At 69.8% G+C, this 26732-nt stretch carries 21 protein-coding genes, 1 tRNA gene and 1 pseudogene; 10 read left to right on the top strand and 13 right to left on the bottom strand.

All coding sequences use genetic code 11. The features are described 5' to 3' along the window. Positions 1–42: 42 nt before the first annotated feature. Entirely contained in the window at positions 43–1062 is a 1020-nt protein-coding gene (locus tag ACQPXS_RS25240; protein WP_433451531.1) for an MraY family glycosyltransferase, read from the bottom strand. A gap of 190 nt (positions 1063–1252) precedes the next feature. Between ACQPXS_RS25240 and ACQPXS_RS25235 the strand changes: the two genes are divergently transcribed. Together ACQPXS_RS25235 and ACQPXS_RS25230 are read left to right on the top strand one after the other, a co-directional pair. Next, positions 1253–3520 (top strand): (Fe-S)-binding protein, encoded by a 2268-nt coding sequence (locus tag ACQPXS_RS25235; RefSeq protein WP_433451530.1) that lies wholly within the window; start codon positions 1253–1255, stop codon positions 3518–3520. 152 nt (positions 3521–3672) lie between these two features. Next, positions 3673–4410 (top strand): SDR family oxidoreductase, encoded by a 738-nt coding sequence (locus ACQPXS_RS25230; protein ID WP_433451528.1) that lies wholly within the window; start codon positions 3673–3675, stop codon positions 4408–4410. 81 nt (positions 4411–4491) lie between these two features. Here ACQPXS_RS25230 and ACQPXS_RS25225 read toward each other — a convergent pair whose 3' ends face one another. After that, positions 4492–5415, bottom strand: coding sequence for an RNA polymerase sigma-70 factor (locus ACQPXS_RS25225; protein ID WP_433451526.1), 924 nt, complete (start codon positions 5413–5415; stop codon positions 4492–4494). 116 nt (positions 5416–5531) lie between these two features. Here ACQPXS_RS25225 and ACQPXS_RS25220 point away from each other — a divergent pair, with 116 nt between their 5' ends. After that, positions 5532–5963 (top strand): YrdB family protein, encoded by a 432-nt coding sequence (locus ACQPXS_RS25220; RefSeq protein WP_433451525.1) that lies wholly within the window; start codon positions 5532–5534, stop codon positions 5961–5963. 64 nt (positions 5964–6027) lie between these two features. On the opposite strand, the gene ACQPXS_RS25215 is transcribed toward ACQPXS_RS25220, so the two are convergent. Further along, positions 6028–6354 (bottom strand): antibiotic biosynthesis monooxygenase family protein, encoded by a 327-nt coding sequence (locus ACQPXS_RS25215; RefSeq protein ID WP_433451524.1) that lies wholly within the window; start codon positions 6352–6354, stop codon positions 6028–6030. 71 nt (positions 6355–6425) lie between these two features. Between ACQPXS_RS25215 and ACQPXS_RS25210 the strand changes: the two genes are divergently transcribed. The 4 genes from ACQPXS_RS25210 (at position 6426) to ACQPXS_RS25195 (ending at position 12061) form a co-directional block, all read left to right on the top strand. After that, complete coding sequence (locus tag ACQPXS_RS25210) at positions 6426–7739, top strand: FG-GAP repeat domain-containing protein (protein WP_433451523.1); 1314 nt, start codon at positions 6426–6428, stop codon at positions 7737–7739. Positions 7740–7934: 195 nt separating this feature from the next. Continuing rightward, complete coding sequence (locus ACQPXS_RS25205; RefSeq protein ID WP_433451522.1) at positions 7935–9413, top strand: VCBS repeat-containing protein; 1479 nt, start codon at positions 7935–7937, stop codon at positions 9411–9413. Positions 9414–9553: 140 nt separating this feature from the next. Further along, positions 9554–10912, top strand: a complete 1359-nt coding sequence (locus tag ACQPXS_RS25200) for an FG-GAP and VCBS repeat-containing protein (RefSeq protein WP_433451520.1) — start codon at positions 9554–9556, stop codon at positions 10910–10912. A gap of 87 nt (positions 10913–10999) precedes the next feature. After that, positions 11000–12061, top strand: a complete 1062-nt coding sequence (locus tag ACQPXS_RS25195) for a YIP1 family protein (protein WP_433451518.1) — start codon at positions 11000–11002, stop codon at positions 12059–12061. Positions 12062–12559: 498 nt separating this feature from the next. On the opposite strand, the gene ACQPXS_RS25190 is transcribed toward ACQPXS_RS25195, so the two are convergent. After that, positions 12560–13297, bottom strand: coding sequence for a hypothetical protein (locus ACQPXS_RS25190; RefSeq protein ID WP_433451516.1), 738 nt, complete (start codon positions 13295–13297; stop codon positions 12560–12562). A 490-nt stretch (positions 13298–13787) separates the two neighbouring features. On the opposite strand from ACQPXS_RS25190, the gene ACQPXS_RS25185 reads away from it, so the two are divergent. Then, complete coding sequence (locus ACQPXS_RS25185; RefSeq protein WP_433451515.1) at positions 13788–16316, top strand: helix-turn-helix transcriptional regulator; 2529 nt, start codon at positions 13788–13790, stop codon at positions 16314–16316. Between the two features lie 396 nt (positions 16317–16712). On the opposite strand, the gene ACQPXS_RS25180 is transcribed toward ACQPXS_RS25185, so the two are convergent. The 3 genes from ACQPXS_RS25180 to ACQPXS_RS25170 all read right to left on the bottom strand — a co-directional run bounded on the left by ACQPXS_RS25180 (position 16713) and on the right by ACQPXS_RS25170 (position 18084). Further along, positions 16713–17210 (bottom strand): phosphoribosyltransferase, encoded by a 498-nt coding sequence (locus tag ACQPXS_RS25180; protein WP_356300409.1) that lies wholly within the window; start codon positions 17208–17210, stop codon positions 16713–16715. Positions 17211–17223: 13 nt separating this feature from the next. Beyond that, complete coding sequence (gene dcd / locus ACQPXS_RS25175; RefSeq protein WP_055705140.1) at positions 17224–17799, bottom strand: dCTP deaminase; 576 nt, start codon at positions 17797–17799, stop codon at positions 17224–17226. Positions 17800–17925: 126 nt separating this feature from the next. Further along, positions 17926–18084, bottom strand: coding sequence for a hypothetical protein (locus tag ACQPXS_RS25170; protein WP_351812453.1), 159 nt, complete (start codon positions 18082–18084; stop codon positions 17926–17928). A gap of 280 nt (positions 18085–18364) precedes the next feature. Here ACQPXS_RS25170 and ACQPXS_RS25165 point away from each other — a divergent pair. Then, positions 18365–18438, top strand: a tRNA-Gly gene (locus tag ACQPXS_RS25165). 215 nt (positions 18439–18653) lie between these two features. Here ACQPXS_RS25165 and ACQPXS_RS25160 read toward each other — a convergent pair. The 3 genes and pseudogenes from ACQPXS_RS25160 to ACQPXS_RS25150 form a co-directional block, all read right to left on the bottom strand. Further along, positions 18654–19097, bottom strand: coding sequence for a PIN domain-containing protein (locus ACQPXS_RS25160; RefSeq protein WP_433451513.1), 444 nt, complete (start codon positions 19095–19097; stop codon positions 18654–18656). After that, positions 19094–19360 carry a CopG family transcriptional regulator gene (locus ACQPXS_RS25155; RefSeq protein WP_252425166.1) on the bottom strand — a complete coding sequence of 89 codons (267 nt, stop codon included), beginning with the start codon at positions 19358–19360 and terminating at the stop codon, positions 19094–19096. Before ACQPXS_RS25155 ends, ACQPXS_RS25160 begins: the two co-directional genes overlap by 4 nt. A gap of 460 nt (positions 19361–19820) precedes the next feature. Next, positions 19821–19986 (bottom strand): annotated as a pseudogene (locus tag ACQPXS_RS25150) (flavoprotein); the annotation flags it as partial. A gap of 572 nt (positions 19987–20558) precedes the next feature. Between ACQPXS_RS25150 and ACQPXS_RS25145 the strand changes: the two are divergent. Then, on the top strand, positions 20559–22253 hold the full coding sequence (locus tag ACQPXS_RS25145) for an RICIN domain-containing protein (RefSeq protein WP_433451512.1): 1695 nt from the start codon (positions 20559–20561) through the stop codon (positions 22251–22253). A gap of 425 nt (positions 22254–22678) precedes the next feature. Here the strand turns inward: ACQPXS_RS25145 and ACQPXS_RS25140 are convergent, their stop codons facing one another. The 3 genes from ACQPXS_RS25140 to ACQPXS_RS25130 all read right to left on the bottom strand — a co-directional run bounded on the left by ACQPXS_RS25140 (position 22679) and on the right by ACQPXS_RS25130 (position 26706). Then, on the bottom strand, positions 22679–25129 hold the full coding sequence (locus tag ACQPXS_RS25140; RefSeq protein WP_433455932.1) for a non-reducing end alpha-L-arabinofuranosidase family hydrolase: 2451 nt from the start codon (positions 25127–25129) through the stop codon (positions 22679–22681). 264 nt (positions 25130–25393) lie between these two features. Then, a complete protein-coding gene (locus ACQPXS_RS25135; protein WP_433451510.1) occupies positions 25394–26179 on the bottom strand; it encodes a hypothetical protein in 786 nt (261 codons plus the stop codon). Continuing rightward, complete coding sequence (locus ACQPXS_RS25130) at positions 26176–26706, bottom strand: SigE family RNA polymerase sigma factor (protein ID WP_433451509.1); 531 nt, start codon at positions 26704–26706, stop codon at positions 26176–26178. The genes ACQPXS_RS25135 and ACQPXS_RS25130 overlap by 4 nt, the downstream gene beginning before the upstream one ends. Positions 26707–26732: the final 26 nt, after the last annotated feature.

Raw genomic sequence — 26732 nt, 5'->3', positions numbered from 1 at the left:
CCACCGCTGGGTCAACAGACCTGAGTCGGCAGGGCTCAAGTCTTATCCGTTCCTTACACGCAAGTGGCCGCTGACCTGCGTCGATGGCATCCGTCGGGGCTGCTGGACAGGGGTGCGAAGGAGGACGGCGACCACCAGCAGCACCCCTGCGCCCACCCACGCCACGGCCCCCTCCCCCGTCCACCCGGTGTGCACGAGCACCCCCACGAGCACGGAGGAGAAGGAGCCGGCGCCCAGCAGGACGACCGAGCCCTGCATGGTGAGCCCGAGCGGGCGCAGCCGGTGCACGAGATGGTCGGGGCCCCGCCTGACCAGCGGGCGCCGGGCCAGCCGCCGGGCGAGGACCACGAGGACGGCGTCGGCGAGGGCCACCGCGCTGAGGCAGAACATCACCGCCACGCTCGGCGCGAGCGCGTACCCCGCGCGCGTGAAGACCAGGGACGACGACAGCAGGAACCCGGTGAACAGCGAGCCGCAGGCGCCGAGCCCGATCCGCGCGGGATGCCAGTTGTGCATCAGGAAGCCGGTGAGGGCGGCGGCGAGGACGCTCAGCAGGACCGCGAGCCCGTCCATCAGCTCGGCGGCCGCGCAGGCCCCCGCCCCGAACGCGGTGACGACCCCGACGGTCCCCGCGAGCCCGTCCGCGTGATCGAGCCCCTTGAAGGCGAGGGAGGCGAGGACGATCCACCCGACGGCGAGGATCCCGCCCAGCACGCCCGTCTCCTCGTAGGGCACCACGAAGGCCGCCGCCACGGCCGTACCGGCGACGAACACGCGCGCGCGGATCCGCCAGACGTCGCCGACCAGGCCCAGCGCGGCGACCGCGGCGGCGGCGATCAGCAGCCGGTCGACCCCGTCCCCGAGCGGCGCGATCGCGGTCCGCTGCCCCACCCAGGCGACGAGACAGGTGACGGCCACCACGGCGAGCCCGCCGAGCAGCGGCAGCCGCCGCTGCCGCCGCCGGTCGAGGATGCCGGCCCGCAGCGCAGGCACCCTGAGCAGCGCCGAGAGCACGGCGGCGAGAAGCAGGGCGGCGGTTGCGGCGGCGATCCCGTAGAGCACGGCTCTAAGGTAGGGGCGAATGTAGCAATTCGGTACGAATAACACGATCTGATGAGTCTGGGATGACGCTCGTCACCCCGCACTCGGCTGCATCCCGGCGGAAGATGGGGGTAGTCTCAGACGGACTACATAAGTTACCGCTTAGTAATAATTTCCCTCGAAGAACCCTCGCAGGCCCGAGGAGCCCCACATGCAACTCGCCGCGATCATCGTGTCGCTGGTACTCGCCGTGGTCGGCGTCGCGTTGTTCAGCCGCGCCATCGCGCAGATCTACCGGTTCGTCCGGCTCGGGCAGGACGTCCCGGCGGGTACCCGGACCAACGACTGGACCGCCCGCACCGCCACGGTGATCCGGGAGTTCCTCGGCCACACCCGGATGAACCGGTGGGGCGTCGTCGGCGTCGCTCACTGGTTCGTCGCCGTCGGCTTCTTCTCGCTCGTGCTGACGCTGGTGAACGCCTTCGGCCAGCTCTTCCAGGCCGACTGGGCGCTGCCGGTCATCGGGCACTGGCTGCCATACGAGCTGTTCGTCGAGTTCATCGGCACGATGACCACGCTCGGCATCCTCACGCTGATCGTCATCCGGCAGCTGAGCCACCCGCGCAACCCGGGCCGCAAGTCCCGCTTCGCGGGCTCCAACTTCGGTCAGGCGTACTTCGTCGAGTCCGTCATCCTCATCATCGGCCTCGCGATCATGACCCTGCGCGGCCTGGAGGGTGCCCTCGCCGACGTGCACGGCTACGAGGCCGCGTACTTCGCCTCGTACCCCCTGGTGCTCGCGTTCAAGGGCCTGAGCGTCTCCACGCTGCAGAACCTGGTCTACCTCACCGCCATGATCAAGATCGGGACGTCCTTCGTCTGGATGATCACGGTCTCGCTGATGACCGACATGGGCGTGGCCTGGCACCGCTTCCTGGCGTTCCCGAACATCTTCTTCAAGCGCAACGCCGGCGGTGAGACCTCCCTCGGCGGCCTGCTGCCGATGACGAGCGGCGGCAAGCCGATCGACTTCACCGACCCCGGCGAGGACGACGTCTTCGGTGTCTCCCAGGTCGAGCAGTTCTCCTGGAAGGGCCTGCTGGACTTCTCCACCTGCACCGAGTGCGGCCGCTGCCAGTCGCAGTGCCCCGCCTGGAACACCGGCAAGCCGCTCTCCCCGAAGCTGCTGATCATGTCCCTGCGGGACCACGCGCACGCCAAGGCGCCCTACCTGCTGGCCGGCGGCGGCAAGACGATGGAGGGCGAGGAGAAGGCGTCCGAGGAGCAGCTCGCTTCGGTGCCCGCGGCGGCGCTGGCCGAGGCCGAGCGGCCGCTGATCGGCACCGCCGAGGAGAACGGCGTCATCGACCCGGACGTCCTGTGGTCCTGCACCACCTGCGGCGCCTGCGTCGAGCAGTGCCCGGTGGACATCGAGCACGTCGACCACATCGTCGACATGCGCCGTTACCAGGTCATGATCGAGTCCGCGTTCCCGTCCGAGGCGGGCACGATGCTCAAGAACCTGGAGAAGAAGGGCAACCCCTGGGGCCTGGCGAAGAAGCAGCGCCTGGAGTGGACCAAGGAGGTCGACTTCGAGGTCCCGGTCGTCGGCAAGGACATCGAGGACCTCACCGAGGTCGAGTACCTGTACTGGGTCGGCTGCGCCGGCGCCCTGGAGGACCGCGCCAAGAAGACCACCAAGGCCTTCGCCGAGCTGCTGCACATCGCGGGCGTCAAGTTCGCGATCATGGGCGGCGACGAGAAGTGCACCGGTGACTCCGCCCGCCGCCTCGGCAACGAGCCCCTCTTCCAGGAGCTCGGCATGGAGAACGTGGCGGCCCTCAACATGGCGTTCGGCGAGGACGACGAGGACGAGTCGACCAGGAAGCCGAAGTCCGCGAAGAAGATCGTCGCGACCTGCCCGCACTGCCTCAACACGATCGGCAACGAGTACCCGCAGCTCGGCGGCGACTACGAGGTCATCCACCACACCCAGCTGCTGCAGCACCTGGTGGACGAGGGCAAGCTGGTCCCGGTCACCCCGGTCGAGGGCATCATCACCTACCACGACCCGTGCTACCTGGGCCGCCACAACAAGATCTACACGCCCCCGCGCGAGATCATCGGCAAGGTCCCGGGCCTGCGCAACGAGGAGATGCACCGCCACAAGGAGCGCGGCTTCTGCTGCGGCGCCGGCGGCGCCCGGATGTGGATGGAGGAGCGGATCGGCAAGCGCATCAACAACGAGCGCGTCGACGAGGCCCTCTCCCTCAACCCGGACATCGTCTCCACCGCCTGCCCGTTCTGCCTGGTCATGCTCACCGACTCGGTCAACGGCAAGAAGAACGAGGGCAAGGCCAAGGAGTCCATCCAGGTCGTGGACGTGGCCCAGCTCCTCCTCGACTCCGTCAAGACCCCGGTCGACCCCACCGGCGAGACGGCGAGCGAGACCGAGCCGGAGCCCGAACCGGTGAAGTGACACCGGCCGTCCCGGTCGTACGGCGCCCCCTGCCCCGCACAGGCAGGGGGCGCCGTCGTTCTCCCACCCCGACGGCTGACCCCCGCTGTCACAAACCCGGCCGCTGCGCTGTCCTGCTGATGTACGGACGTACTCAGCGAACGGAGACAGTGATGAGGATCGTGGTTGTCGGCGGTACCGGGCTCATCGGCTCGCAGGTGGTCGCGCTGCTGCGCAAGAACGGCCACGAGGCCGTGCCGGCCACTCCCTCCACCGGCGTCAACGCCTACACCGGCGAGGGCCTGGCGGATGCGCTCAAGGGCGCCGACGTGGTCGTGGACGTGTCGAACTCCCCCTCCTTCGACACCGAGCCGGCCCTGGACTTCTTCACCCGCTCGGCGCAGCACCTGTTCGCGGCCGAGAAGGCGGCGGGGGTCCGCCACCACGTCGCGCTCTCCATCGTGGGCGTCGACCAGGTACCCGACTACGGCTACTACCGGGCCAAGGTCGCCCAGGAGCAGGCCGTGCGCGACAGCGGAATCCCCTACAGCCTGGTGCGCGCCACCCAGTTCTACGAGTTCATCGCCCCGGTGATGGACATGTGCACGGAGGGCAAGCAGGTGCACCTGCCGTCCAACCGGCTGCGCCCGATGGCCTCCGCCGACGTCGCCGCCGCCGTCGCCGACGCGGCGCAGGGCGAGCCGTCGAACGGCATCCGGAACATCGCGGGCCCCGAGGTGCACCGGCTCGACCGGCTCGGTGAGCTGACCCTGGAGGCGAAGCCGGACGGCCGTTCCGTCGTCACCGACGAGTCCGCCAGCCCGTTCGCGGGCATGCCCGACGTGCTCACCGGCGACGACACCGCGCACCGGGTCACCACGCGCTACGAGGACTGGCTCAAGCGGCACTGACCGAGGCGCCTCGGTCCACAGCGACACACGGCCGGTAGCGGGGCCACCGCGACCGGCCGGCTGCCTGCCCGGCGGCTACGGCTACGACGCCTGCGACCGTCCCGTGGGCCTGTGCGCGGACCGCTCGTACGCCCTGAGCTTCTCGGGCGCCAGGACCCAGTACAGCCCGTCGATGCCGTCCGGCCCCACCGTGACGGACACCAGGGCGACGGCGGCCCCGTCCTGGACGAGCAGCAGGCCGGGCCGGCCGTTGGCCTCGACCACGCCGTACTCGGCGCGGGGGAAGAACTTGTGGGCGACGGCACTGACCCTGGCCACGCGCTCGGCGCCCACGACCGCCACCCGTGCCACGCCGCGCATGCCGTTGCCGTCCGCGTAGGCGACGGCGTCGGCCGACAGCACGTTCTCCAGCTCGGCGACGTCACCGTGCCGCGCGGCGGCGACGAAGGCCTCGACCAGCCGCCGGTGCTGTGCCGCCTCGACGGGTTCCCGGCGCTCGGCGGTCAGGCGCTTGCGGGCCCGGCTGAAGACCTGCCGCGCATTGGCCTGGCTCAGCTGGAGCATGTCCGCGATCTCGCCGTACGAGTAGTCGAAGGCCTCCCGCAGCACGTAGGCCGCGCGCTCCACGGGGTTCAGCTTCTGCAGGACCAGCAGCACGGCCATCTCCAGCGCCTCGCCGCGCTCCGCGCCGACCTGCGGATCCACGCCGGTGTCCACGGGCTCCGGCAGCCACGGCCCCACGTACGCCTCACGGCGGACCCGGGCGGACTGGGCCACGTTGATGGCCAGCCGGGTGGCGATCGTCGCCAGGAACGCCCCCGGATCCTGCACGGCGCTCCGGTCGGTGCCCTGCCAGCGCTCCCACACGTCCTGCACCACGTCCTCGGCCTCGGACACGCTGCCCAGGATGCGGTAGGCGACCCCGAACAGCCGCGGCCGCACCTCCTGGAACACGTCCGCCGCTTCGTCCAGCGAGTCACCGGTGCGCTGCAGCCGCTCGTCCATGATGCCGATGCCTTTCGAGAAGGGGCGGGGCGGCGAGCCACGACGGTCCGGCAAAAACCCGTCCCACCCGTCACCACCCTGTCATGCTGGGCCCCCCGGCGCACCGAGAGGACCCCATGCCAACAGGCCCCTCCGCCCAGGCCGTTATAGACGCGCGGCGCTGGTACACCGCCAACGAACTCCTGGCGTTCCTGCTGGAACTCGCCGCACTGGCGTGCCTGGGCTGGTGGGGATTCACCGTCGGCGGCGACGCGGCCCTCCACGTCCTGCTCGGGCTGGGCACGCCCCTGGCGGCGATCGTGCTGTGGGCGTTGTTCGCGGCACCGAGGGCACGGCTGCGCCCCGGCCTGCCGCTCGTCCTCACGGTCAAGGCGGTGGTGCTCGGAGGCGGGGCCGCGGCCCTCTACGGCGTCGGCCACCCCCTGGCCGCCGTGACCATGGCGGTCGCAGTGACCGCGAACACGGCCCTGGCCGAAACCTTCCGCCGCACCCCGCCGACCCCGCCCACGGGCGAAGCCGAGATCGGCAGATCCGTTCCACCAGCCTGACACGAACGCGCAGGTCAGAGGCCGGGAGCCAGCTCCGGGGCGGAACGTACCTGCCAATCCTCGCCTACGCCCCCTTCGGGCCCGACTGCTGCACCACCTCGAAGGACCACAGGGTGGAGCCGGAAGCCGCGGGCTTCGGGCGCTCGGCGCCCTCTCCGCCGCCCTGGTGCGCGGCCTTCATCGGACCCTCAAGCCACGCCTGGAAGGACTCCTCGTCCCGCCAGCGCGTGTAGACGAGATAGGTGTCGGTGCCCTCCACGGGACGCAGCAGCTCGAACCACTCGAAGCCGTCGGAACTCTCCACCGCGTGCGCCCGGGAAGCGAACCGCTTCTCCAGCACCTCCCGCTGCTCGGCGGGCACGGTCAGCACGTTGATCTTCACTACGCTCATGGCACCATCCTGGCCCACCGCCCTCGCGCTGCGGCGCCGCCCCGGGGTGTCGCCGCCGGTCGAACGCGTGCATGATTGCGGAGGTGTTGAGAACCAGGACGCTCACGGCGCTCGTCCTCCCCCGCGCCCTCGCGCTCACCTCGGCCCTCGCCCTCACCCTGGCCTCCTGCGGCCCCTCCGACGGCACCGAACCGGCCGGGACGAAGTCCCCGCACGCCCCCGCCCGGCTCCCCGTCCCGCCCGGCAAGGGCAGCAGGGTTCCCGACGACTTCAACGGCGACGGACACCGCGACCTCGTCCTCGACGACCTCGTCAAGGCGCAGAGCCACGCCGACGACGCCGGCATCGGGATCGTGTACGGCAGCGCGCGCGGACTCGTCCCCGGCGCACGGCAGTTGCTCACCCCGAAGAGGCAGGCCGCCCCCGCCGAGGGCCGGCTCCCGGCCGTCTTCGACGCGGAGGACCGCTGCGACCTGGACGGCGACGGCTTCACCGACCTGATCGTGTCGACCGATCCGCCGTACGACGGACAGGGCCGGCCCCCGGTGCCGCTGCAGATCCTCTTCGGCTCGCCGGCCGGGCTGACCGGACGCGCCGTCCGGCTCACCGTCCCGGCCCGCGCCCGCTTCGGCAACGACTGGCCCGACCAGCCGGTGTGCGGCGACTTCGACGGCGACGGCGGCGAGGACCTGGTGCTGCACGCGTCCGGCGGCCGACTGACGTACCTGCGCGGACCCTTCACCCGTCAGGGCGCACCGCACGCGGCAGGCGCCCCGCTGCCTGCCCCCGGAGAGGTGCCCACCGGCCCCGCGGCCGATGTGAACCGGGACGGGTACGACGACCTCCTCGTCCGGGCCGCCGACGGCCCCGGCAAGGCCGCCGTCGTGCTCGGCGGACCGGCGGGACCGGCCCGCACCGGCACCGTCCTGCCCACCGGCAGCGATGTGGCCCTCGGCCGCTTCGGCCGGGGCGCGGCCCTGGACGCTGCGGTGGGCGGCACGGCGGAAACGTCCCTGCGCTACGACCTGCCGGCCGCGTCCGCCCGCGGCACCCTCGGCTGCCCCGGATCGACGCCGGGCGCCGCCGACTTCGACGGGGACGGGCACGACGAGCTCCTCTGCGGCGGCTCCCGGCTGCGCGTCCTGCGGGCCGGCGCCGGCGGCCCGTCGACGGCGGGAGCGGTCACCGTCGTACCGCCCGCGCCCGGCACGACCCGTGTCCTCGCGGTCGGCGACTTCGACGGGGACGGGCGGGCGGACCTGGTGGTGCGGACGCACCGGGGCGAGACCAAGGACACGGTCGCCGTCTACCGGGGCACGGCGCAGGGCCTGCTCGCGGCCAGGCCGGCGACCACCTTCTCGACCTCGGAGTTCCTGGCGCCGTAACGCGTCGACCCGACACGCACAGCAGCCCCGTAAATTTACCCCGCTCACGTACAACCCTTACGCATCCCGGCGGGTCTCCTGATCGCCGACCGCCCGGTGAACCGTGGGACAACTCACGGCGAACGGGGGCGGTCCGCAGCCCATCGACTCCGGATGTCAGCCAGGCATCCCCCGCATGCCGCAGGAGAAACCCGCATGCACAAGCCTCTGCGACTCGCCCTCGCCACGGCCACCGCGGCCGCACTGACGGGCGGTCTGCTCACCTTCTCGGCCGCGACGGCGACGGCCGCGGACTCCACCTCCGTCCCGCAGGCCGACTTCAACGGCGACGGCATCGGCGACGTGGCCTTCTCCGCCGACGGCGCGTCCGTGAACAGCAGGAGCGCCGCCGGCCGGCTGGTGGTCCTCTACGGCACGAAGAGCGGCGTCTCCTCCGCCAAGCGCTCCTCGATCAGCCAGGACACCACCGGCAACCCGGGCACCGCCGAGGCCGGCGACCACTTCGGCGCGGAGAGCGCCTACGCCGACTTCAACGGCGACGGCTACGACGACGTCGCGGTCGGCTCCCCCGGCGAGGACGTCGGCACCGACAAGGACGGCGGCGGCCTCGCGATCCTGTGGGGCTCCGCCCAGGGCATCACCGGCAAGGGCGTCTCGATCGCCGACCCGGCCCCCAGCGCGCACGACTACTGGGGCAAGAACCTCGCCGCCGGCGACTTCGACGGCGACGGCAAGGCCGACCTGGCCGTCGGCAGCTCCGCCGCCACGATCTACGTCTTCAAGGGCGGCTTCAACGCCTCCGGCGTGCCCGGCGGCAAGTACACGATCAAGCCCCCGATCATGGGCACCGACGCGAACGGCCCGCTCAACCTGACCGCCGGCAACATCAACGGCGGCCGCGAGACGGACCTGGTCGTGGACGGCTACGAGACCTCCACCGACTACGGCTGGAACCGCAACTACTACATCCCCGGCACCGCGAGCGGCCTGGACATGTCCCAGTCCGAGACCCTCAAGCCCGGCGTGATCACCGCGATCGGCGACATCGACCACGACGGCTACGGCGACGTCGTCAGCGGCGCCTACTGGAACACCACCACCGAGGACGGCACCGCCGTGCCCGACTCCGGCAAGGGCGGCAAGGTCTGGGTGACCTACGGCTCCGACGGCGGCCCCCTCACCACCGCCGCCACCGGCATCACCCAGGACACCGGGAACGTCCCCGGCACGGCCGAGGGCAACGACTGGTTCGGCTACGAGCTCGACCTCGGCGACATCAACGGCGACGGCTTCCTGGACCTCGCGATCGGCGTGGCGGGCGAGAACATCGGCACCGCGACGAACACCGGCTCCGTCGCCGTCCTCTACGGCACCGCGAACGGCCTGGACACCACCTCCGGCGCCCAGGGCTTCGCCCAGTCCACCCCGGGCGTGCCCGGCAACGACGAGCAGGACGACTACTTCGGTACGGACGTCAAGCTCGACGACGTCACCGGCGACGGCAAGGCCGACCTGATCGTCGGCTCGCAGGAGAACGCGGGCGACGGCGCCGTGACCTACCTGCCCTCCGACGGCACGAAGATCACGACGACCGGCTCGCGCTCGATCTGGCCCGGCGACTCGGGCGTCTCCACGTCGGGCACGCCGTACTTCGGCGCCAACTTCGCCGACTGACGCTCCGCGCCCCGGGAATCGCGGTCCCCGCGCGCTCGCAGCGCGGGGACCGCGACCGCGTGGGCCCCGGCCTTGCCCCCGGCCCCAGGCTCCCGTCCAAGCTCCAGCCGCTCGATCAGCCGACCCCTCGGAGAACCTCGATGCGCAAAGCCACCTCCGCCGCTCTCGCGGCCACCCTGCTGACGGCAGGCCTGACGCCCCTGATGCTGAGCACTCCCGCCACGGCCGCGGTCGCCAAGAACTACGACGACTTCAACGGCGACGGCTACCGCGACCTCGCCTTCCTCGGCTACAACCAGGACTACCACACCGGCGGCGCCGTCACCGTCGTCTACGGAAGCGCGAACGGCCTGGACACCGCGCACACCCAGACCGTCGACCAGGACAGCGCCGGCGTCCCCGGCAGCGGCGAGGAGGACGACAGCTTCGGCGATGCCCTCGCCGCCGCGGACCTCGACAAGGACGGGTACTCCGACCTCGTCGTCGGCAACCCGACCGAGCACGTCGGCAGCGCGGAGTACCGGGGCACGGTCACGATCCTGTGGGGCTCCCGCTCCGGCCTGTCCGGCGGCACCACCCTCACCCCGAAGAGCACCGCGAACGCCTCGCAGGCCCACTTCGGCTCCGACCTGGTCGCCGGCGACTTCACCGGAGACGGCTCGCCCGACCTCGCGGTCATCGGCGGGATGGAGGCCTGGCTGTACCGCGGCCCCTTCACCAAGTCGGGCGGCACCGGAAGCGTCGGCAAGATCGACAAGGAGAACGCCGGCTGGTACTCCTCCGGTCTCGCGGCCGGCAAGGTCGACGGCGACGGCAGAACGGACCTCGTCGTCCTCGGCGAGCAGTTCCTCAGCGCCGCCGACAGCACCCCGGCGCAGCGCGTCTGGTTCCTCAAGGGCTCGTCCTCCGGCCTGGTCTCGGGGGCCTCCAAGACCCTGGACTCCGCCGCCGTCGACGCGGCCGTCGGCGACTTCGACAAGGACGGCCACGGAGACATCGCCATCGGCCTGCCCGACCACGACAACGGCAAGGGCGCGGTGACCGTCTGGCGCGGCGGGTCCTCGGGCCCCAGCGGCTCCACCACGTTCACCCAGGCCACCACGGGCGTCTCCGGCACCCCCGAGGCCGACGACAACTTCGGCCGGGACCTCTCGGCCGCCGACACCAACGGCGACGGCTACGCGGACCTCGCGGTCGGGGTGCCCCTGGAGGACGTCGACGGCCACGAGGACCAGGGCGGCGTCCACGTCTTCCGCGGCGGTTCCGGCGGCCTGACCGGCACCCGCTCCTCCTGGATCGCGCAGACGGCCGCCGGCCCGGCCGCCGTCGACGCCGAGTTCGGTTACACCGTGCACCTGCGCGACCTGACCGGCGACGGCAAGGCCGACCTGGCGATCGGCCTGAGCGGCGGCGCCGTGCTGCTGCGCGGCACCTCCACCGTCCCGACGACGTCCGGGGCCGTCCACCTGACGACCGTGGGCGGTCACTTCCTGGACTGACGGCCGGCCGAGGGTGGGGCCCGGGGCGGGTAACCGGGGGAAATCCCTGAGCGCCCCCTGGTCAAGTCCCTGACGGTCCCTTAGGGGATGTCACAGGTCGGCCGCAATGCCGGGCCCGGACGCCCGGGCCCGGCACACCACTCTCCGGGACCGGGTACGTTCGATGACGTGGCTGGATTCAGGATCGGACGCGGGGGCCGGGACAACCGCACCCCCCAAGGACAGCAGGCGCCGCAGGGACCGTCGTACGGCCGGCCCGGACCGCAGCACGGTCAGCCGGGGCCGTCGTACGGGCAGCCCGCGGGGCCCGCGTACGGCTACCCGCAGACGCCGCAGCGGCCGTACCCGCAGCAGGGGCAGCCGCCGTACGGCCGGCAGGGGCAGTCGTACGGGCGGCCGGGGCAGTCGTACGGCTACCCGGGCCCGGCCGACGACGGGCCGGAGTACTTCGGGGACGGCGGCCACCCGGGCACCGCTGCCGGTCACGACCCGTACGCGGCCAACAACCCGGGCCACACCCAGGCGTTCTCGGTCGACGAGGCCGCCGGTTACACACAGGGCGCGACCTACCAGGCCGGATCGGCCCCGGCGCCCGCCGCCCCGCTGGGCCCGCCGCTGCACTGGAAGCAGCTGCTGAAGGGGATCGTCCTCTCCCCCGACCAGACCTTCCTGCGCATGCGGGACTACACGATGTGGGCCCCGGCGCTCATCACCACCTTCCTCTACGGCCTGCTTGCCGTCTTCGGCTTCGACGGCGCCCGCAAGGACGCGATCGGCGCCACACTGTCCAACGCGGTGCCGATCGTGCTGATCACGGCGGTCGTGATGGTGCTCGGCCTGTTCGTCCTAGGCGTGGTCACCCACACCCTGGCCCGTCAGCTCGGCGGCGACGGCGCCTGGCAGCCCACGGTCGGCCTGTCCATGCTGATCACGGCCCTGACGGACGCGCCGCGACTGCTGGTCGCCATGTTCGTCGGCGGCGACGCGACCTTCGTCCAGCTGCTCGGCTGGGCCACCTGGATCGGCGCGGGCGCGCTGCTGACCCTGATGGTCTCCCGCTCCCACGATCTGCCCTGGCCGAGGGCGCTGGGGGCGTCGGCGATCCAGCTGATCGCGCTGCTGTCGATCGTGAAGCTGGGTACGTTCTAGTCCCTCGTCCCAGTCCCAGTGAGCGCGAAAGGGCCCCCGGCATGACAGCCGGGGGCCCTTCTCGTATGCGCTTCGTCGGATCGGCATTTCTCCGGGCGCGAGTTCTGCGGGGGTGAGTTCTGACGCCGTGAATTCTGCGGCTGCGTAATCGTTCAACGCCTGTCCTCGCAATCCTGTCCCCTAAGGCGCCCTAGATTCGGCACCAGGGACGACGAGAGATCAGCGCCGCTACGACGGCGGCGAATCTCTTCAGCGCCGGCGGCGCCAGGCTCAAGGCGCCGGGGTGTTCCGCTCGCTGCTGGGCAATATTTCCCGTTCTTCGGGTCACTCACCCGGCAAAACTGGCCGGAAAAGACGACACCCCTGTTGAGTGAGCCACTCATCAACTTCCAGGTCTGCCATCCGACGGCACAGGCCGGATCGAGGCACTGAAGACGCGCACGCAAAACAGCCCGGCGACCGGGTGCCTGTGCACCAGCGGCCGCCGGACTGTGAAGTTCAGCCGTTGTTGTTATTGTTGTTGTTGTTCGCGCCCCCGCCGTTGTTGTTGTTATTGTTGTTGTTGTTCGCGCCCCCGCCGTTGTTGTTGTTATTGTTGTTGTTGTTGTTCGCGCCCCCGCCGTTGTTGTTGTTATTGTTGTTGTTGTTCCCGCCTCCGCCGTTGTTGTTGTTATTGTTGTTGTTGTTCCCGCCTCCGCCGTTGTTGTTGTTATTGTTGTTGTTGTTCCCGCCTCCGCCGTTGTTGTTGTTATTGTTGTTGTTGTTCCCGCCTCCGCCGTTGTTGTTGTTATTATTGTTGTTGTTCCCGCCTCCGCCGTTGTTGTTGTTATTGTTGTTGTTGTTCCCGCCCCGATTGTTGTTGTTATTGTTGTTGTTGTTGTTTCGGTGGCCCTTCTTCTTGCCGTTGTTGTTGTTATTGTTATTGTTGTTGTTCCCTCCGCGGTTGTTGTTATTGTTGTTGTTATTGTTGTTGCCGCCTCCGTTGTTGTTGTTGTTGTTATTGTTGTTGTTGTTCCCGCCTCCGCCGTTGTTGTTGTTGTTATTGTTGTTGTTCCCGCCTCCGCCGTTGTTGTTGTTATTGTTGTTATTGTTTCCGCCGTTGTCACTTGGCGCCATCGTGTGAGCGACCGTAGGCGTCGGGGCGGCGAAGGCGGCGGACGGTACCAGGGCGCCTCCCGCGGCCAGTGCAGCCGAGGCGGTCAGCACCGCAGTGCGCTTTGCGATCTTCTTCAGCATGATGATTCCTTTTCGGTGATTCGGACTGTGCCGATCCGGGGCCCATTTCATTTGCGGAGGATTCTCCGAGCGAGCCATCCGTTCGATCTGATGACTCAATTAGGCCCCGCCGCTCCGCCCCGCGTCATTTCCCGAAATCTCGTGACTTGACAGACGGCGGCAAGCCGTTGTTTCCTACGTCCTCATTGGCTGGATGCTCTACCGGAGTCGTACCGGTTTGAGCCGCGAGAACCGGGGAACCCACGTCCGGGCTTCTTTCGTCAGCATGCTCTGATCACAGCCGGGGACACATCGGGTGGACACCCCAAGTTCCACCCCGGCACACCCCACGTCCCACCCCGGAATCGCGAGACGCACCCCACCTGCCGACCTGTCTTGATCGGTCTGGATCTTTTGCGCCGCTCCGGCCACCGAGGGAAACTGGCCGGTGATGGACCTGCTAGAGCGAGAGGCCGTGCTCCAGGACCTAACCGGTCACCTGCAGGATGCCGTGAGCGGCCCTGGACGCCTGGCCCTTGTACGCGGCGAGGCCGGCATCGGCAAGACCAGCGTCATCAACCGTCTTGCTCGGCTGGCCGATCCCCACATCCGGGTCCTGGTCGGCGCCTGTGACCCGCTGGCCACACCCCGCCCCCTGGGCCCCCTGGTGGACCTGGCCCCGCACCTGGGCCGGGCGGCACGCACCGCCCTGACCGGAGCGCTGGCCGGCACCTGCCGTTCCGACGAGGTCTTCGACTGCCTCCTCGCCGACCTGAGCTCCTACCCCAGCCTGCTGGTGGTGGAGGACGTCCACTGGGCCGATGAGGCCACGATGGACCTGCTGCGCTACCTGGCCCGGCGCCTGCCCAGCGTTCCGGCGCTGGTGGTGGTCACCTACCGCGACGACGAGATCGGCCGCACCCACAACGTGACCGCCCTCCTCGGCACCCTGGCCGGCTACTCCTGGGTGTGCCGCCACGACCTGGCCCCGCTGAGCCGCCGGGCCGTGGCCCGGCTGGCCGCCGGACACGCCGTCGACGCCGAGCAGCTGTATCACGTCTCCGCCGGCAACCCGTTCATCGTCACCGAGATCCTGGCCGCTCCCGCCGAACCCATCCCGGCCACCGTGCGCGAGGCCGTCGCCGGCCGCCTGGCCGGCCTGTCGGAAGCGGCACGCGGGGTCGTCGACGTGCTGGCCGTCCTGGGGCGCCGGGTCTCGCTGCCGCTGCTGGCCGGCCTGCTGCCGGCACCGGAGGAGTCGCTCGACGAGGCCGTGGCCTGCGGAATCGTACGGACCGACGGGCACGCGGCCGAGTTCCGCCATGAGCTGACCCGGCTGGCGGTGCTGGAGTCCGTGCCCGCCGCCTACCGTCTGCGGGTGCACCGGGAGGTGCTGACGGCGATGCGGTCCCGCCCCGTCGCCGCGGACGAACTGGCCCTGCTGGCCGACCATGCCGAAGGTGCCGGGGATGTGACGGCCGTGTTGGAGTACGCGCCCGCCGCTGCCGCCCACGCTGCCGCGTCGGGCGCGCACCGGGAGGCGGCCGCCCAGTACACCCGGGCCCTCAGGTACGCCGACCGCCTGCCGCCCGACCAGCACACCTTCCTGCTGGAGGGCCACTCGCAGGCCTGTCTCCTGTCCAGCCGGCTTGACGAAGGCGTCACGTCTCGGCGTAGGGCGGTGCAGCTGCGCCGTGCCCAGGGCGACCGGCTGCGCGAGGGCGAGGACCTGCGCTGGCTGTCGTGCTGGCTGTGGCCGGCCGGGCGGACCGTCGAGGCCAAACGGACCGGCCTGGACGCGGTGCGGGTGCTCGAAGGTCTGGAGCCGAGCCGGGAGCTGGCCCGGGCGTACCTGAACCTCTGCCAGCTGGCCTGCTACGGGCACGAGGGCGTGGCGGTGACCACCGCCTACGCCGACAAGGCGATCGCTCTGGGTGAGCGCTTCGGCGATGCCGGGGCGGTCCTCCAGGCCCGCTTCCATGCCGCGGCGGCACGCATGCTGAGCGAGGGAACCGGCTGGAAGGACTGCGAACGCGCGGTGTCGGGCGCGATGGCGCAGGATCTGCCGGAGGACGCGGCTTTCCTGGCGCTCATCATGTGCTGGCTGATGGCGCTGCAGCGTGATGCCGCCCAGACCACCGAGGCCGTGAACCGGGCGGAAGCCTATTGCCTCGATCGCGACCTGCTGTCGTACCTGCTGTGCACGAGGGCCTGGGGCAGCTGGGGCCTGCTGAACCGGGGCCTGTGGCCCCAGGCCGCCGACGCCGCACAGAACGTCCTGTCCCATCCCAGCTCACCGCCGGTCGTCCGGGCCCTCGTCCTGACCGTGCTGGCCCTGGTGCGGGCCCACCAGGGCAAGGGCCAGGTGTGGCCGCTGCTGGAGGAAGCCGCGAGCCTGGTCGACTCGAACTGCCTGCTGGACACGGGCCTGGGGTGGGAGGCCCGGGTCGAGGCGGCCTGGCTGGCCGGTGACCACGAGCTGGTGCGGACGGAGGCACAACGCGGTCTGGACGCGCTGGCGGACCGTACCCATCCCTGGCTGTCCGGCTCCCTGGCCTGCTGGATCCGCCGCGTCGGAGGGACACCCCCGCAGGTGGCCGCGGCCGGACCCTACGCGCTGGAGCTGGCAGGCGACTGGGCCGGCGCCGCCGCCCAGTGGGACACGCTCGGCTGCCCGCACAACGCCGCGCTGGTCCGCCTGTCCGGCGACGCGCCCGCGCTGCACCAGGCCCTGACCGCTTTCGAGGCCCTCGGCGCCCGGCCGGCCGTGGCACACACCCGCGCGGTGATGCGCACCCTCGGCGTCCGCCCGATCCGGCGTGGCCCGCGGGCGGCCACCCGGGCCAATCCGTACGGGCTGACCATCCGGGAAATGGACGTCCTCAAGCTGCTGCACGAGGGCCTGTCGGATGCCGAGATCGCCGCCCGCCTCTACATCACTCCCAAGACCGCCGGGCATCACGTGGGCGCGGTGCTGACCAAGCTCGGCGTCCATTCCCGCCAGGAAGCCGCCCGCAAACTCCACCATTCCGAGCGCTGAAGTCCACGCGCGACCTTGAAGTCCCCTCGCCACTTCGACGGGTGATGAGCATGCAGAAAGCACCTTTGCGGGGCGTCAGCCTCGTGACCGCGGCCGCCTCCTGCTGCATGGCGTTCGGCGCCTGGGGCGCGGCAACCGCTGAAGCAGGTGCCCTGCCCCAGAAATCACGGTCCGCACTTCGGTGTTACGCGACCCAGAGCGACCCCAGCGCGACCGTCTGCTACCGGTCTTCGTGGAAGGCCGAGTACAGACACGGCGAAGTGGTCTACGTCCCCATCCTCATCCAGGTGCCCACACCGTCGCCTCCACCGCCCGTGACGATCGTCGACAGCCTGAACGACATCCACCCGACCGGCACGAGCCCGGGCGACGGTCCGGTCCCCCGTTGACCGCGCCTCAGGCGTCGAGAACCTGCCCGGCCCGCTGCACGACGGGCGGTTCGACGCTCCAGGGGAAGTTGATCCAGTCGTCGGTCCGCTTCCAGACGTACTCGCACTTCACGAGGGAGTGGGACTTCTCGTAGATCACCGCGGAGCGCACCTCGGCGACGGTGTCGAGGCAGAAGTCGCGCACGAGCTTCAGCGTCTTGCCGGTGTCGGCCACGTCGTCGGTGATCAGGACCTTCTTGTCGGAGAAGTCGATGACGTTCGGGACGGGCGCGAGCATGACCGGCATTTCCAGGGTGGTCCCCACCCCGGTGTAGAACTCCACGTTCACCAGATGGATGTTCTTGCAGTCGAGGGCGTAGGCGAGGCCGCCCGCGACGAACACGCCGCCCCGGGCGATGCTGAGCACGATGTCGGGTTCGTACCCGTCGTCGGCGATGGTCTGCGCCAGCTCCCGAATGGCACCGCCGAACGCCTCGTAGGTCAGGTTCTCCCGCACTTCACTCATGTTGCTGTGGCCCTCACACCTGGGTCCGATGGAAATTGACGTAGGACCGCGAGGCGGTCGGCCCACGCTGGCCCTGGTACCGGGAGCCGTAGCGCTCGCTGCCGTAGGGGAACTCGGCGGGCGAGGACAGCCGGAACATGCACAGCTGGCCGATCTTCATCCCCGGCCAGAGCTTGATGGGGAGCGTGGCCAGATTGGACAGCTCCAGCGTCACGTGCCCGCTGAACCCGGGGTCGATGAACCCGGCGGTGGAGTGCGTGACGAGCCCGAGCCGCCCGAGCGAGCTCTTCCCCTCGAGCCGGGAGGCAAGATCATCGGGCAGGGAGATGACCTCGTACGTGGAGGCGAGCACGAACTCCCCGGGGTGCAGGATGAACGGCTCGTCGCCCTCCGGCTCGACCAGCCGGGTCAGATCGGGCTGCTCGACCGAGGGGTCGATGTGCGGGTACCGGTGGTTCTCGAACACCCGGAAGTAACGGTCCAGCCGAACATCGACGCTCGACGGCTGCACCATGGATTCGTCGTAGGGATCGATCCGTACCCGCCCGGCGTCGATCTCGGCCCGGATGTCCTTGTCTGAGAGAAGCACGTAGCGAGGATACGCAAGGCGCGCGGAGCCGTGACAATCGTGACGACTCCGCGCGTCTGTGTTACCGAATGCGATCTCCGTGACGACCGCTCGCCTCTGTTACCGCTGCTGCCTGTACCGGGCCCGCTACCGCTTCTCCAGGGCGACCGGCACCACGCTGCGGAGCCGGGCGCACCGGGGGCACCTCATGAGCCGGCCGGGGCCGAGCCGCTCGGCCTGCTGCATCGGGAACGAAGCGGTGCTGAAGACGTGCCCGTCCGCGCAACGGACGACGGTGCGTTCCATCAAGTCCCTTAAGTCCCTTCCCCAAGAGCCTCGTCGGGCGTACCGCCCTGACGACAAAAGCCACGTTACGGGATCAAAGACGCGACTCTCCAGGCGGCACTCCGACCTCCCCCGACCCCTCCGCCAGGCCTCCACGGTACGCCCCAACTCGCCCCAGCCGCAGCCGGATCGCACCCTGAAACAGACGCAGACCCCCGGGGCTCGGCACCAGGGGTCTGCGATGATGTACAGTGAGCGAGCGTCCGGACATCGACTCCGCGGGGATCATGTCCGTGCTTACGCGGGTGTAGTTTAATGGTAGAACATCAGCTTCCCAAGCTGAGAGCGCGAGTTCGATTCTCGTCACCCGCTCCATGTGAAACCCCCAGGTCGGAGACCCGGGGGTTCTTTATTGTCTAGACCGGTGGGCGGGATGCGCACCACAACCGCACCATTGGCTGCCGGTGGTCTCCTTCCTCGGGTCACGTCCGCGGGAGTGGTGTATCGACACCACCCGATGATCTCCGGCCAGCCCCGTCCTTGGCGGTAGCCACGTCCCGGCCGGGCACTTGACGGCCGAGGGTCCTGCGTCAGAGCGGGAGGTCGTCGGGAAGCACCCTGAACGCCTTGTAATGGCCCAACGGGCGTACGGCCCGGAAGTCTCGTCGGTCGAGGGTGAGAATCGCGTCCGTGTCGTAATCGGCGGCAAGTGCCACGTTCACCGCGTCGGCGAGGTCGAGGTCCAGCGCGCGGTAGCGGACACGGACGGACTGGGCGGCGCCCAGGTGGTCCTCCGTGATCTCCGGCAGGACGACACGACCCCGGCTCATCCAGCGCCGCAGGTCGTCGACCGCGCTGACGGCAGCCTCCCTGCCGAGCTCACGCGTCGCCACGTGATCCAGTTCGGCCAGCAGGAGCGGGGACATGACCAGCAGGCCCGCCGCCATGATGGCCTCGTTCGCCGCCCGGTGTTCCGGATGAGCCGAGTCCAGGGCCGCCAGAAGCCCGGACGTATCGGCGATGACAATGATCACGCGGCGGATCCGGAGCCCGAGCCGGTCTCACGCCGGGCGGCCTCGGCGACCGTGTCGCGGACCTCCGACTTGGACAGCGTGCGCCCCGGCCCCTCAAACGTGCGCGAGAACAGCGGCTCGTCCCAGACCCGGTTCGCCATGGCCGCAAGGTGGATGCCCTGGCGGATGATCTCGGCTTCGCTTATACCTCGGCGCTTGGCGGCCTCCTTGATGATCGCCAGGTCTTCGGGGTCGGCGTAGACGTTGGTGCGCTTCATGGACATGTACCAAGCGTAGTCCATGTACCGGATTGATGTATCCGCTTATTTCCCCGTTGCCGAGGGTCGGCCGAGATGGGCAGACGGCCTCGACGGCCTCGCCCGCGCCTACGGAGTCGACGTCGAATGACAGCCGGGAGTCGGCCCCACCTACACATCCGCAACCACACCGATGTCCGTCGCCCCATCGCCCAGACCAATGGCTTCGGCGCCGTGCCCATAGCGTGCCCGTAAGGACGGAAACCGACGGTCAGCAGCGGTGCTGTCCGGCCCACGCGACCGCCTCAAGGACCAAGCAACTGCGCTGGTCAGGGCCCACGGAACCCGTCCAAGCGCCGTCGCTTCCCAAGCTGAGAGCGCGGGTTCGATTCTCGTCACCCGCTCCATGATCAAGGCCCAGGTCAGAGACCCGGGCCTTTGTGCTGTGTGGGGTGATCAGCGGTCGCGTTTCCAGGCGGTCTACAAAGACCAGTGCCTCCCAGCGGTATCGATCAGCACCATCGCCGGCCTTGGGCCGGTGAGTGAGGCTCGTACGAGCCGACCAGCACGCCCATCTCGCGCAGCTCGCCCGGACTCCGGCGGTACACGGGGGGGACCAGGATGCCCAGGGCGAGGGTGTCGGAGATGCTGGCGGTCACGGGTGGGGTCCAGGATGGTGGGCTTCTCGTTGGGCTGCCAGATGGTCCGCAAGCGCACGGACCCGGTCTTGCTCAGGGCCCACAGGCTGCTGGATCGGCGAGCCCCCTGCCAGAGTGGGTCATCCACAGGGGTGTGGAAGGGCAGCACGGGAATGCCGTGGGCGTCGAAGGGGCTGGCGTCGAGGTAACGCAGACCACCGGTGCCGCACAGACAGTGGGTACTGCCGGTGGCTGCCGCAAGGTCGGCGAGGCGCTCGGAGCGGCCTTGCCGGGTCGGGATCTCGCTGCTGTCCCGCGAGAAAAATCTGTGGCTCTTCGCGGCAACCTTTTCGGCCTCTGGGACCACTCAGCGTTGTCCGGCCAAGTGGTCCGGTCAGATGCAACGGCTGAAAGAGAGCACAGGCGTGTCCCTGGAACGAGAGCACAGACATGTCCCCGGCCCACCCACGTCATCGGTGGCGTCCCGCGCCGGCGGCCACCGTGCCGACGGCGGCGCGCGCGGTGGCCGCCCGAAGCATCGTGGCCGTCGGTTGCTCGCGCGTCGGGGTCTCTGGGCGGGTCTCGCCATGGTGGTCGTGGCCGGCTCGGCTGTCGTGGTCAGCCAGGCTTCGGCGCAGCAAACCCTGGATCTGAAGAAGTGGTACGTGCTGGTCAACCGCAACAGCGGCAAGGTGCTGGACGACCGCGCCTACGCCAAGAACGACGGCGCGGCGGTGGTGCAGTGGGCGCGCCACGGCGGGGCCAACCAGCAGTGGCGGTTCATCGACGCGGGTGACGGGTACTACCGGCTGAAGAACCGGAACTCCGGCAAGGTGCTGGACGACCTCGGCTGGTCGAAGACCGCCGGCTCCGCCCTCGTGCAGTGGAAAGACCTGAACGGCACCAACCAGCAGTTCAAACTGGCCAAGTCGCCGGACGGCTACGTGCGTTTGGTCAATCGCTTCAGTGGCATGGCCGTCGATGTCCACAACGCCGCCAAGGCCGACGGGGGCGACGTCGTCCAGAACCGCGACCGGGGCGGCGCCGAGCAGCAGTGGCAACTCGTCCCGGCCGGGAGTGTCGGCAGCTCCGGTACGCCCACCGCGCCGAGCAGCAGCGTTCCCACCAGCCCGGCTCCGAGCAGCTCGCACCCGTCGTCCACGCCGTCGTCCACGCCGTCTCCCGTGGCCGGTGGCGGCAGCTCGACGAAGCGTTTCATGGGCAGTAGCACGGTGCTCATCGGCGGCTCGATGTCCGACGCTTCGGCGGCCGCCGCGCCGTTCGACGTGCGGTACGCCTATGTGCACAGCCAGCCCGCGCCCTCGTCGGACTACTACACGGCAGCGCGCTGCCACGACGATTGGTCGGGTTGGTGGGGCTGCTGGAACGGCAGCACCACGGCGCCCGGCACTTACGTGACCTGGCGGGACAGCGTGGCGGCCCAGGCGACGTACAAGGGCAGCGCGCGTCCGCAGAAGATGCTGTGGACCTGGTACTCGTTGCGCGACCTCGGGGATGCGGCAGGCCAGGGCGACGGTCCGGGCGAGGTCAAGGCCATCAACCGGCTCGACCTGCTCACCCGGTACCTGAACGACTACCGTTTCTTCCTCCAGAAGATCGGCACGTCGCACGACGCGATCGACCTTGAGCCCGACTTCTGGGGCTACGTCCGGTCGCTCGGCGATCCGCACCAGGTTCCCGCACAGGTCTCGGGCGCGAATCCGAAGGATTGCGGATCGCAGGAGAACAGTGCCACCGGACTCGCCCAGTGCCTGATCTCGATGGCGCACAAGTACGCGCCGAACACCGCCGTGGGAATGCACCTTTCCTGCTTCGACTGGGAGACCAACACACAGGCATGCGTCAAGGACTACGCGAGCCTCGGGGCGAAGAACGCCGACGTCCTGGTCACCGATGTGTCGGACCGCGACGCGGGCTGGTACGCACAGCCGGCCCACGGCGGCAGTGACCACTTCTGGACCGACCAGAAGGCCGCCGCCGCGCTGCAGTTCTACAAGACGATGGCCGAGTCCGTGGGCAAGCCGGTGGTCCTGTGGCAGATCCCCGTGGGCAACATGGCGCAGAACAACACCCTCAACCATTACAAGGACGACAAGGTGGACTGGTTCTTCGGGCACATGGACCAGGTGGCAAACGCCCATGTCGCCGGCTTGTTCTTCGGTCCAGGACAGCAGGAACAGACCACGGTCGAGTCCGACGGCGGAAACCTGATCAACAAGACGATCGCATACCACAACTCGGGCGGTACAGCACTCAAGTAGGCGAAGCTGAGGACTTCTCCGGTCGGCGCCGGCCATGCCGCCGTCGGTGCGGGCGCCGATCGAGGCGGCCTCGGCGAAGGGGATGATCGTGCTGACAGGTGACGGCGGGGAAGCCGAGTTCGACCGCGATGCCGGGACAGTGCGGGCCGTCCCGGTCGATGAATGCGCCGATGTGGCGGAAGGTGAATGCGGCCCGGGACGCCGGCGCCCGCACCGCGCAGGACCCTCAGCCCACCCATCAGCCCGACAAGCCTCGCCGAGCCTCCGCCTGGTCCCCAAACGATGGGAACCCCAGCCGATGCACGGCTGGGGTTCCTCGACGAGGCGGTGAGTAGCGGTCAGCGGGTGGAGGTGCCCACGCCGTAGACCGCTCGTCTACGCGCCGGTGCACCGCGCCCGATCGCCGTCACCGTGGATCAGGCGGGTCAGCGCTGCAGGGTGAGGACGCCCGGCCGCCACGGCAGCTGGTCGTAGGGGCCGGTCGCGGTGGGGGACTTGCCCTGGTAGAGGAACTGCAGGTTGCAGGGGTCGATGGTCATGGTCTGGTCGGGGTTGTTGCGGACCAGGTCGCCGTGGCTGATGTCGTTGGTCCAGGTGGCACCGCTGTTGGCCTTGCCCGCGAAGGGGTTGGACTCGGTGGCGGCCTGCGGGGTCCAGGAACCGTTCAGGCTGGTGGCGGTGAACGAGCGGAAGTAGCGCTGCTCGTTCGCGCCCCGCGCCTCGACGATCATGAGGTACTGGTTCTGGCTCTGGACCTTGTAGACCTGCGGCGCCTCGAACAGGTTCTTCGTCGTGTCGCTCATGACCGTCGTGTACGACGAGCCGAAGCTGCCCGGGAAGTTCCCGATCGGCATGCTCGCCCGGTAGATCTTGCCGTTGTCGCCGGCGAAGAACAGGTACATGTTCTGGCCGTCGGCGATCAGAGTCTGGTCGATCGGGCCGGTGGCGGATTCGGTGCCAGGGATGCTGCCAGTGAACAGCGGCTGCGGCGCGGACCAGCCGTCGGGGTTGGTGGGGTCGCTCGACGTGCGGTAGACGAAGGGCGACGCGCCCCACTGGGACGCCAGCACCCAGATGTTCTTGGGCGCGAAGTAGAACAGCGTGGGCGCCACCGCCTTCTGGCTCATGCCGGTCTGGCCGGCCGACGCCATGTCCGACCAGTTCGTGAAGGGCTTGAACATCATCGAGCCGTACGACGATCCCGACACGTTCGACGCGTAGACCAGGTGCTTGCCGTTGTACGTCACGGTGGTGAAGTCCTTCACCGCGTCCCACCCGTTCGCCGGCTGCGCCAACGCACCCGTCGAGGACCACCGGTAGGTCGACGAAAGAGCGCAGGTGCCGCCCGTCGATGTCGATGTCGATACCGGCGTGGACGCAGACGTGGACGTGGATGTGGATGTGGACGTGGTCGTTCTGAAGTTCCAGTGCTGGTTGGCGGCGCCCCAGGAGTCCCAGATCTGGACGGGGGTGCCGTTGGCGGTCTGGCCGCCGGGGGTCTCCAGGGCTCGGCCGCTGGCGACGTTGGTCAGCGTGTAGGAGCCGTCGCTGTTCCGGGCGGCCTTCCAGTGCTGGTTGGCGCCGCCGTTGTTGTCCCAGACCAGCAGCTTGGTCCCGTTGGCGGTCTGGCCGCCCGGCTCGTCCAGGACCCGGCCGCTGGCGACGTTGGTCAGCGTGTAGGAGCCGTCGCCGTTCTTGGTGGCCCGCCACTGCTGGTTGGTGGCGCCGCTGGCGTCCCACACCTGGAGCGGGGTGCCGTTGCCGTTCTGGCCGGCGGGCTCGTCGAGAACGCGTCCGGCAGCCACGTCGGAGAGCGTGTAGACAGTGCCGGAGGTGATGTCGCCGCCCGACGTGGTGCCGCTGGTGCCGCTGGTGCCGCTGGTGCCGCCCAGGGTGGTGAGTACCGCATCGTAGGCGGGCTTCTTGTTGCCGTTGTTGTCGAACAGCAGCGGGTTCTCGCCGGTGCGCCAGGAGTCGCTGTCGCGGATGCCCCACACGGTGATGCCGGTGCAGCGGGGGACGTTGAGGCAGTCCTGGACGGTGTTGGCGTACGCGGTTGCCGGCGCCTGCGCGATGTCGAGCTCGGTGATCTGGACGTCCACGCCGAGCGCGGCGAAGTTGGACAGGGTGGTCTGGAAGCTCGACGGCGGGCCGCCGGTGCCGAAGTGACTCTGGAAGCCGACGCAGTCGATGGGTACGCCGCGGGACTTGAAGTCCTTGACCATGTTGTAGACGCCCTGGGTCTTGGCGTCGGACCAGTTCTCGATGTTGTAGTCGTTGTAGCAGAGCTTGGCCGCCGGGTCGGCGGCCCGCGCGGTGCGGAACGCCTCCTCGATGAAGCCGTTGCCCAGCACGTTCTGGAACACCGAGCTGCGGTGCTGGCCGGTGCCGCCGTCGGCGAAGGCTTCGTTGACCACGTCCCAGGCGTAGATCTTGCCCTTGTAGTGGGTCATCTCCTGGGTGATGTGGTTGTCCATCACACTGCGCAGGGTGCCGGCGTCGGTGATGGAACTGACCCAGCTGGGCAGCTGGGAGTGCCAGACGAGCGTATGCCCGCGCATCCTCTGGCCGTGCGCGGCGGCGTGGCTGACGATCTGGTCGCCGGGCCCGAAGTTGAAGTTGCCGCGGGACGGTTCGATGGTGTCCCACTTCATCTCGTTCTCCGGGGTGGTCATGTTGAACTCCCGGTCGAGAAGGGTGGAGTACGTCGAGTCGCCGAGCCTGCCCGCGGCCACCGCCGTGCCGAAGTAGCGGCCGCTGCCGGCCGCCGCATCGGCGAGCACGGTCGGCGTGCCGCCGCTCGACGTCAATGCGGCCTGGGCGACCAGCGGTACGGCAGCACCCACGGCGGCGAGCACCACGGCGGCGGCGATCAGGCGACGGGTTGCCGGACGGCGGCGATGAGAGGGGTTCTGATCTGGCAACGGCTTGTCCTTCTGGCGAGGTGGACCTTGGTCTCGGTCCCCCGTTTCCTGTCAGTCGCCGCCGCGCACACAAAGGTTGCCGCGATCGAGGGAAGAATTTTCACGGCCGCCGTCAAGTGGGCCCGGCCGACTGGACCCCGTACCAGCAGTGCGGGTACTTGTTCTCCCATCGAGCTGTGCGGCAAAGGGACTCGTCCCTTTGCCGCACTGCGGGGTTCACCGGGTCGGGACGAACCGTCCCCGGACCGACGCGGTGCGCCCCGAACCCTGCGCGTCGACGCGGTAGCCGTCGCCCGCGGCACTGCGCACGCCGGTGCCGTTGTTGAACTGGGCGGCGAACTCATAGCTCCCGGCCGGCACGGTCAGGCCCGGCTTGAGGACCCAGCGGTAGACCAGCGTGCCGCCGGCCTCCTGGGCGGTGACGGTGAAGTCAGCACTCGGCAGGGTCTGCCAGGTGCCGGTGTTCTTCACCCCGCCGGTCTGCGCGATCCGCATCTCGATCGTGAGCGAGGTGAGCGGCCGGGTCGTCTTGAGGGCGAGGTCGCTCTGCGTCCAGTAGACGGTGCTGTGCGGGTCCACCGAGCCGGCCGACCACAGCACCCCGTTCTGGCTCTCGCCGGCGGTCGGCGATGGACTGGTGGCCGGCGCTGTCGGGCGCGCGCTGCCCGGGGTGGTGACCGGGGGCGGCGCGACAGGGGTGGGTCGGGCCGACGTCGGGTGCGGGGAGCCGGCGGTCGGGGACGGGGTGGCAGGCGTGGTCACGGTGGCCGACGGCGACGAGTGCGCGACGATGGCGGCGACGGCGAGGCCGCCGGTCGCCAGGATGCCGGCGGCGGCGAGCCCGGCGAGCGCGACCCTGGTCCCGGACCTCGCGAACGGCCGCGCGCGGTGACGGACGGCGGGGCCGGCCATGCCGCGTTGCACCCGGGCCAGCATCCGCGCGCGGTCGGGCCGGTGGGCCTCGGCGGCCTCGCGCAGCCGACGGGTGATCTCCTCGTTCACCGGTTCCTCCTCCCTGCCACCAGGTCCCCGGCCGCTCGTGCGCCCAGTATCCTTTCCAGCTCGGCCATTCCCTTCGAGGTCTGGCTCTTCACCGTGCCGACCGATATGCCCAGCGCCGCCGCCGTGTCCTTCTCCGACAGGTCGAAGGCGTGCCGCAGCACCACGCAGGCGCGCTTGCGGAAGGGCAGCCGGGCGAGCGCCGCGCGGACGTCCAGCACGGCCGCCGTGTCCGGCCCCTCCACCTTCTCGGGGCTGCGGGACCAGAACAGCGTGATGCGGCGTCGCTCGCGCACCGCGCTGCGGATCCTTCCCCGCGCCAGGTTGGCCACCACACCGCGGGCGTAGGCGAGCGGGTGGTCGGCCTGCCGCAACCGGTCCCAGCGCTGCCACAGGGCGACCAGGGCATCCGCCGCGAGGTCGTCCGCCGCGTCGGTCTCGCCGGTCAGCAGATGTGCCAGACGGGCGAGTTCGGCATAGTGGCGTTCGAAGAATTCGTGGAACTCCGCGGACGCGTCGTCGAGGAGCATCCCTCCGTCGCCCTCTCCTGGCGATG

This window comes from Streptomyces sp. CA-142005, assembly GCF_050942335.1.
Lineage (GTDB): Bacteria > Actinomycetota > Actinomycetes > Streptomycetales > Streptomycetaceae > Streptomyces.
Note: the sequence above shows the minus strand (reverse complement) of the source record. Positions and strands in the feature narration are given on the sequence as shown.